Annotated in this window: 7 protein-coding genes; 6 read left to right on the forward strand and 1 reads right to left on the reverse strand. The window is 69.6% G+C overall.

Features of this window, described 5'->3' with window-relative positions:
• Positions 1-615 (reverse strand): saccharopine dehydrogenase family protein (locus tag VI238_RS11575; protein WP_331651472.1); only part of this gene is annotated, 615 nt, incomplete at its 3' end.
• Between the two features lie 132 nt (positions 616-747).
• Between VI238_RS11575 and clpB the strand changes: the two genes are divergently transcribed.
• From clpB to ruvC, 6 genes are all read left to right on the forward strand, one after another.
• Positions 748-3,333 (forward strand): ATP-dependent chaperone ClpB, encoded by a 2,586-nt coding sequence (clpB, locus tag VI238_RS11580; RefSeq protein ID WP_331651474.1) that lies wholly within the window; start codon positions 748-750, stop codon positions 3,331-3,333.
• 140 nt (positions 3,334-3,473) lie between these two features.
• Positions 3,474-3,788: a zinc ribbon domain-containing protein gene (locus VI238_RS11585; RefSeq protein WP_331651476.1), complete on the forward strand. Its 315-nt coding sequence runs from the start codon at positions 3,474-3,476 to the stop codon at positions 3,786-3,788.
• Between the two features lie 82 nt (positions 3,789-3,870).
• Positions 3,871-4,488 (forward strand): DUF3011 domain-containing protein, encoded by a 618-nt coding sequence (locus VI238_RS11590; protein ID WP_331651478.1) that lies wholly within the window; start codon positions 3,871-3,873, stop codon positions 4,486-4,488.
• Between the two features lie 136 nt (positions 4,489-4,624).
• Positions 4,625-6,403, forward strand: coding sequence for an aspartate--tRNA ligase (gene aspS / locus VI238_RS11595; RefSeq protein ID WP_331651480.1), 1,779 nt, complete (start codon positions 4,625-4,627; stop codon positions 6,401-6,403).
• Positions 6,400-7,098, forward strand: coding sequence for an esterase/lipase family protein (locus tag VI238_RS11600; protein ID WP_331651482.1), 699 nt, complete (start codon positions 6,400-6,402; stop codon positions 7,096-7,098). The genes aspS and VI238_RS11600 overlap by 4 nt, the downstream gene beginning before the upstream one ends.
• A 43-nt stretch (positions 7,099-7,141) precedes the next feature.
• Positions 7,142-7,693, forward strand: a 552-nt coding sequence (gene ruvC, locus VI238_RS11605) for a crossover junction endodeoxyribonuclease RuvC (RefSeq protein ID WP_331651484.1), incomplete at its 3' end; no start/stop codon positions are given.

Consider the following 7,693-nt stretch of genomic DNA (forward strand, 5'->3'; position numbering starts at 1 on the left):
CGCCCGCCGCCAGCGGCCTCGCGTGAGACGCGCGTACGGGCGCCCGATGTAGCCGAGGATCGCGCGCGTCGTCGCGAGGCCGCGCGGCGTGCGGTTGCCGGGGCTGATCGCTGTTACGACCGTGTCGAGGCGACCGAAGCGACCGGCCAGCGCGGCGACGACGGCCCCGCTGAGGCCGGGTACGCTGCTTGTGCCGCTGACGGCCCAGCGGCCCGCAGCGCGGGCTTCGGGGTCGAGCGCGCCGAAACCGGCGACGAAGTCGCGGGCGTCGGCGAGATCGACGTAGTGCGCGCCGAGCGCGAGCGCGATGCGCGCGACGGCGTAGTCGCGGCGCTGGAACGGCCCGGCCGTGTGCACGACGAGCGCGGGCGCGAGCGCGGCGAGGCGGTCGCCGACATCGGCGGCCTCGATGTCGAGCGCCACGGCCGAGATCCCCGCGCGGGCGCCCGATCGGGCCAGCTCCGCGCCGAGGCCGCGTGCCTTCGCCGCATCGCGCCCGGCAATCACGAGTTCGAGATCGCCATCGCCGGCGAGCGCACGCACGATGCGCGCGCCGAACAGCCCGTAGCCGCCTAGGACGACGATCCGGAACGGACGTGCGGCGAGCTGATTCATCGGCCGACCGAGGTGACGGAGATCAACATACTACCCTGCCGATTTGCTTGAATCGGGGTGCTTCGCGCCGCATCTTCGCCACAGCCCGCCGCGCATGTCGCGGCCCCGAACCCGTACAGGACATCCGCGACCATGCGAATGGACAAACTCACTTCGCGCTTCCAGCAGGCGCTCGCCGACGCGCAGTCGCTCGCGGTCGGGCGCGACCACAACATGCTCGAACCCGTGCACGTGCTGGCCGCGCTGCTCGACCAGCAGGGCGGTTCGACCGTGCCGCTGCTCGCGCAAGCGGGCACGAATGCGCCCGCGTTGCGCACGCGCGTCGGCCAGCTGCTCGACAAGCTGCCGAAGGTCGCCGGGCAGGAAGGCAACATCAACGTCTCGAACGACCTGAACCGCCTGCTCAACCTCACCGACAAGCTCGCCCAGCAGCGCGGCGACCAGTTCATCGCGTCCGAGCTGTTCGTGCTCGCGGCGCTCGACGACAAGGGCGAGATCGGCGCCGCCCTCAAGGCGGCCGGCGCGACGAAGGCGAACATCGAGGCCGCGATCGACCGGATGCGCGGCGGCGAGAAGGTGCAGTCGGATAACGCCGAGGACCAGCGCCAGGCACTCGAGAAGTACACGATCGACCTCACCGCGCGATCGGAGAAGGGCAAGCTCGATCCGGTCATCGGCCGCGACGAGGAGATCCGCCGCGTCGTGCAGGTACTGCAGCGGCGCACCAAGAACAACCCGGTGCTGATCGGCGAACCCGGCGTCGGCAAGACCGCGATCGTCGAGGGCCTTGCGCAGCGCATCGTCAACGGCGAGGTGCCCGAAGGCCTGCGCGACAAGCGCGTGCTCTCGCTCGACATGGGCGCGCTCATCGCGGGCGCGAAATTCCGTGGCGAGTTCGAGGAGCGCCTCAAGGGCGTGCTCAACGACCTCGCCAAGCAGGAAGGGCGGGTCATCCTGTTCATCGACGAACTGCACACGATGGTCGGCGCGGGCAAGGCCGAGGGTGCGATGGACGCAGGCAACATGCTCAAGCCCGCGCTCGCGCGCGGCGAGTTGCACTGCATCGGCGCGACCACGCTCGACGAATACCGCAAGTACATCGAGAAGGATGCCGCCCTCGAGCGCCGCTTCCAGAAGGTGTTCGTCGGCGAGCCTTCCGTCGAGGACACCATCGCGATCCTGCGAGGATTGAAGGAACGCTACGCGGTGCACCACGGCGTCGAGATCACCGACCCCGCGATCGTCGCCGCGGCCACGCTGAGCCATCGGTACATCACCGACCGCCAGCTGCCCGACAAGGCGATCGACCTCATGGACGAGGCCGCGTCGCGCATCCGCATGGAGATCGATTCCAAGCCGGAGGAACTCGACCGCAAGGAGCGTCGACTGATCCAGCTGAAGATCCAGCTCGAAGCGCTCAAGAAGGAAAAGGACCCCGAATCGAAGCAGCGCCTTGCCGACCTCGAGAAGGAGATCGGTTCGCTCGAGCGCGAGTATTCCGACCTCGATGAGGTCTGGAAGAGCGAGAAGGCGACCTTGCAGGGCGCGACGAAGATCAAGGAACAGATCGAGCAGGCTCGCCTCGACCTCGAGGCGGCGCAGCGCCGGCAGGACTACGCGAAGATGAGCGAGATCCAGTACGGCACGATCCCCGAACTCGACAAGCAGCTCAAGGTCGCGCAGGAAGCGGAGACGAAAGGCTTCACGTTGCTGCAGGACAAGGTCACCGCGGAGGAGATCGCCGAGGTCGTTTCGCGCTGGACCGGCATTCCCGTGTCGAAGATGCTCGAAGGCGAGCGCGAGAAGCTGCTGCGCATGGAAGACGAATTGCACAAGCGCGTCGTCGGCCAGGACGAGGCGGTGCGCGCGGTCGCCGATGCGATCCGCCGCTCGCGCGCGGGCCTGTCGGATCCGCACCGGCCGAACGGGTCGTTCCTGTTCCTCGGCCCGACCGGCGTCGGCAAGACGGAGCTGTGCAAGGCGCTCGCGGGTTTCCTGTTCGACAGCGAGGACGCGATGGTGCGCATCGACATGAGCGAGTTCATGGAGAAGCACTCCGTGAGTCGCCTGATCGGCGCGCCGCCGGGTTACGTCGGCTACGAGGAGGGCGGCTACCTCACCGAGGCGGTGCGGCGCCGGCCGTACAGCGTGATCCTGCTCGACGAGGTCGAGAAAGCTCATCACGACGTCTTCAACGTGCTGCTGCAGGTGCTCGACGACGGTCGCCTCACCGACGGCCAGGGCCGCACGGTCGACTTCCGCAACACCGTCATCGTGATGACGTCGAACCTCGGCTCGCAGTACATCCAGGAATACGCCGGCGACGACGAGGCGCAATACACGCAGATGAAGGCGGCCGTGATGGGCGTCGTGCAGGCGCACTTCCGACCCGAGTTCATCAACCGGCTCGACGAAATCGTCGTGTTCCGCGCGCTCGACAAGAGCCAGATCCGGCAGATCGCGCGCATCCAGATCGCTTACCTCGAGAAGCGGCTCGGCGAGCGGCAGCTGCGCATGGTGGTCAGCGACAAGGCGCTCGACCTGCTCGGCAACGTCGGCTTCGACCCCGTCTACGGCGCGCGCCCGCTCAAGCGTGCGATCCAGCAGCAGCTCGAGAATCCCCTTGCGCGCGAGATCCTCGAGGGCCGCTTCCAGCCCGGCGACACGGTGCGCGTCGACGCCGAGGGCGGGCGTCTCGTGTTCGCGCGCGGCGCCTGACCGCCGCACCGGGCGCGAAGGCCGCCGGCTCGACCGGCGGCTTCGCGGCGCGCGGTACTTGCAATTCCGCGCCGTGCCCGCATGCTGCACGCCCGTTCGCGGCGCGCGGTCGCGCCGTGCCGATACGATGGGAATCACGTATGCCGATCTACGAATTCGAATGCTCCGCCTGCCATGCCGTGTTCGACCGCCTGCAGAAGCTGTCCGACCCCGATCCGGCCGTGTGCCCCGAATGCCACCAGCCGCGCGTGAAGCGCCGCCTCACCGCGCCCGCGTTCCGCCTCGCGGGCAGCGGCTGGTACGAGACCGACTTCAAGAGGGACGGCGACACGAAGCGCAACCTTGCCGGCAGGGACGACGCGCCGAAGAGCGAAGCGAAGCCCGAACCGAAGGCCGAGGCGAAGGCGGAGGCGAAGGCGGAGGCGAAACCCGCGACGAAAAGCGACGACGGCTAGGCGTCGCAGCGCGCTTCGATTCCGTTCATGCGGATCATCTAGACTGCCCGGGCGTCTTCCACAAACGAACGGGGAGTAGGTCATGCCCAAGCCTGTCCATGGAATCATCGCCTTCGTGTTGACGTGCGCGAGCGCCGCGCTCGGTGCCGCGCCCGCGCCGCAACCGCTCGCACAGGCCATCGCCGTGGCCGCCTCCGCGCAATACGACGACTGGCGCCCGGGCCCGGACTGGGATCGCGACATCGACGTGCGCTGCGGCAGCGAGGACTATCACTACCGCATGTGCCAGGTCGACACCGGCCGCGGCAGCGACGTCCGCCTCGTCCGCCAGATCTCGAAGACGCCGTGCCGCGAAGGCCGCAACTGGGGCTGGAACCGCGCCGGCATCTGGGTCGACGAGGGCTGCGAAGGCGTGTTCCGCGTGCAGCGCCGCTGGTCGGGCGACCATCACGGTCACGGCAATGGCGATTGGCGCCCGGGCCCGGACTGGGATCGCACGATCCGCGTGCGCTGCGCAAGCGAAGGCTATGAATACCGCATGTGCCAGGTCGACACGGGGCGCGGCAGCGACGTCCGCATCGCGCGCCAGATTTCGAACACGCGCTGCGTCGAGGGCCAGAACTGGGGCTGGAACCGCGCCGGGATCTGGGTCAGCGGCGGCTGCGAGGCCGAATTCCGGGTCAATCGCCGCTGGCGCTGAGCGCACGAGGCTCGACAGGGACGCCCGCCGAACCGCGGGCGTCCCGCTCGCCGGACCTCGCCGCATTGCGGCGCAGCACAATCCTCCGTAGCATTCCGCGCCTGTTTTCGCGCCGCACCGGCGCCAGCGGACTTCCATGCGCACACACTATTGCGGCCTCGTCGACGAGGCGCTGATCGGCCGGACCGTCACCCTCTGCGGCTGGGCCGATGTCGCCCGCAACCTCGGCGGGCTCTGTTTCATCGACCTGCGCGACCACGAGGGCATCGTGCAGATCGTCGCCGAGCCCTCCGACGCGGACGGCAATGCCGACGTGATCGCGGCCGCGGCCGCGGTCGGCTACGAGGACTGCCTGCGGGTGACCGGCGTCGTGCGCAAGCGCGAGGCGGTCAACGCGAAGATCCGCACCGGCCGGGTCGAAGTCGTCGCGACGCGCATCGAGCTGCTCAACAAGGCCGAGCCGCTGCCGTTCCACGCGCACGAGAACCCGGGCGAGGACATCCGGCTCAAGTACCGCTATCTCGATCTGCGCCGGCCGCACATGCAGCAGATGATGCGCACGCGCATCCGCCTCGTGCAGGCGCTGCGCCGCTGGCTCGACGAGCGCGGCTTCCAGGACATCGAAACGCCGATCCTGACCAAGGCGACGCCCGAGGGCGCGCGCGACTTCCTCGTGCCCGCGCGCATGCAGCCGGGCGAGTTCTACGCGCTGCCGCAGTCGCCGCAGCTGTTCAAGCAGATCCTCATGATGGCGGGCTTCGACCGCTACTACCAGGTCGCGCGCTGCTTCCGCGACGAGGCGTTGCGCGCCGATCGCCAGCTCGAGTTCACCCAGCTCGACATGGAGTTCGCGTGGGTCTCCGAGCGCGACGTGCAGGACACCGTCGAGGAGATGATCCGCGTCGTGTTCCGCGAGGTGAAGGGCGTCGAGCTCGCGAGCCCGTTCCCGCGCATGACCTACGCCGAAGCGATGCGCCGCTACGGTTCGGACAAGCCGGACCTGCGCATCGCGCTCGAACTCACCGACGTCGCCGAACTCGTGAAGGGCTGCGAGTTCAAGGTATTCACCGACTGGGCCAACCATGCCGACGGCCGCGTCGTCGCGCTGCGCGCGCCCGGCGGCGCGCAGTTCTCGCGCAAGCAGATCGACGACTACGGCGCGCACGCGGCGAAGTACGGCGCCAAGGGCCTTGCCTGGATGAAGGTCGAGGACGCGGCGAAGGGGCGCGACGGCATCAATTCCCCGATCGCCAAGTTCCTCGACGACGCGACGCTCGCCGCGCTCGTGCAGGCGACCGGCGCGCGGACCGGCGACGCGATCTTCTTCGGCGCGGCAACCTACAAGACAGCGTCCGACTTCATGGGCGCGCTCAGGCTCAGGCTCGGCAAGGACCTCGGCCTCGTCGCCGAAGGCTGGGCGCCGTTGTGGGTCACCGATTTTCCGATGTTCGAGTGGGACGAGGACGAGAAGCGCTACGTCGCCCTGCATCACCCGTTCACCGCGCCCGCGGTCGACAGCATCGAAGACCTGCGCGCGAACGCGAAGACGGCGGTCTCGCGCGGCTACGACATGGTGCTCAACGGCAACGAGATCGGCGGCGGCTCGATCCGCATCCATCGCCCGCAGATGCAGAGCGCGGTGTTCGAGTTGCTCGGCATCGGCGCCGAGGAGGCCGAGGCGAAGTTCGGCTTCCTGCTCGACGCGCTGAAGTACGGTGCGCCACCGCACGGCGGCATCGCGTTCGGCATCGACCGCATCGCCGCGCTCATGGCGGGCACCGAATCGATCCGCGACGTGATCGCGTTCCCGAAGACGACGAGCGCGCAGTGCCTCATGACGGGCGCGCCCTCGCCGGTGCCGGAGGCGCAACTCGCCGAGGTGCACATCCGGGTCGCGGAGCGCGCTGCGGAATGAGCCGCGCGTCGCGCCGGCCGATCGATGCGCGCGCGAGCACACCGCGCGCCGTGGTCGAGTCCGCTTCGCGCGAACACGTGATCCTGCTGCACGGCATCTGGATGCGCGGCATCACGTTGCTGCCGCTCGCGCGACGCCTGCGCCAGGCCGGCTATTCGGTCGAGACGATCGACTACGCGAGCGTGTTCCGCGGCATCCAGCCCGCGGTCGCGCGCCTGCGCGAACGGATGGCGGCGCAGGACGCCGACGCGGTGCACCTGGTCGGCCACAGCCTCGGCTCGCTCGTCGCGCTCGAGGCGACGCGCGGCGTGCGCGGCCTGCCCAAGGGCGGCATCGTCTGCATCGGTCCGCCGCTGCGCGGCAGTGCGGTCGCGCGCGCGCTCACGGGATTCCCGGGTGGCCGCCTGCTGCTCGGCCAAAGCGCGGAGCCGCTGCTCGAAGGCGTCGACGCGTGGAAGGGCTCGCGCCCGGTCGGCGTCATCGCGGGCAAGCTGCCGTTCGGCCTCGGCATCACGCTCGGTCCGCTCGTCGCGCCGCACGACGGCACCGTGTCGGTCGAGGAAACGCAACTGGCCGGCATCGCCGACCATTGCACCGTCGCCGCGTCGCACACGGGCCTCCTGTTCTCGTCCGAAGTCGCCGAGCTCACGGTCGCGTTCCTGCGTGCGGGCCGGTTCGCGCCGACGCCGCGCTGAACGCTGCGCTAGACTCCCCCTTTCTCGCCGAGCCAACGGGATCGTGTCGATCACTGCCCTCCAGCCAGCGCTCGCCGTCGTGCGCATCCTCGGCATCGATCCGGGCAGCCAGCGCACCGGTATCGGCATCATCGACGTCGATACGGCCGGTCGCTCGCGGCACGTGTTCCACACCGCGCTCAATTTGCTCGGCGGCGAAGGCGACGCGTTCGCGGCACGGCTCAAGCGAATCTTCGACGGCGTCGGCGCGATCGTCGCCGAGTACGCGCCGCACGAGGTCGCTATCGAGCGCGTGTTCGTCGCCCACAACGCCGATTCGGCGCTCAAGCTCGGCCACGCGCGTGGCGCGGCGATCTGCGCGGTGATGCACCACGGCCTCGGCGTGGCCGAATACGCCGCGCGCGAAGTGAAGCAGGCGGTGGTCGGCACGGGCGCGGGCGACAAGGCCCAGGTACAGCACATGGTCGGCCTGCTGCTGCAGCTGCCGGGCCGGCTGCAGGCCGACGCGGCCGACGCGCTCGCGATCGCGCTCGCGCATGCGCACACGCGTTCGAGCCTGCAGCGCCTCGGCCTGCCGCGCGAAGCGTGGAGGCGG

The sequence above is a fragment of the Dokdonella sp. genome (assembly GCF_036518555.1).
Lineage (GTDB): Bacteria > Pseudomonadota > Gammaproteobacteria > Xanthomonadales > Rhodanobacteraceae > Dokdonella_A.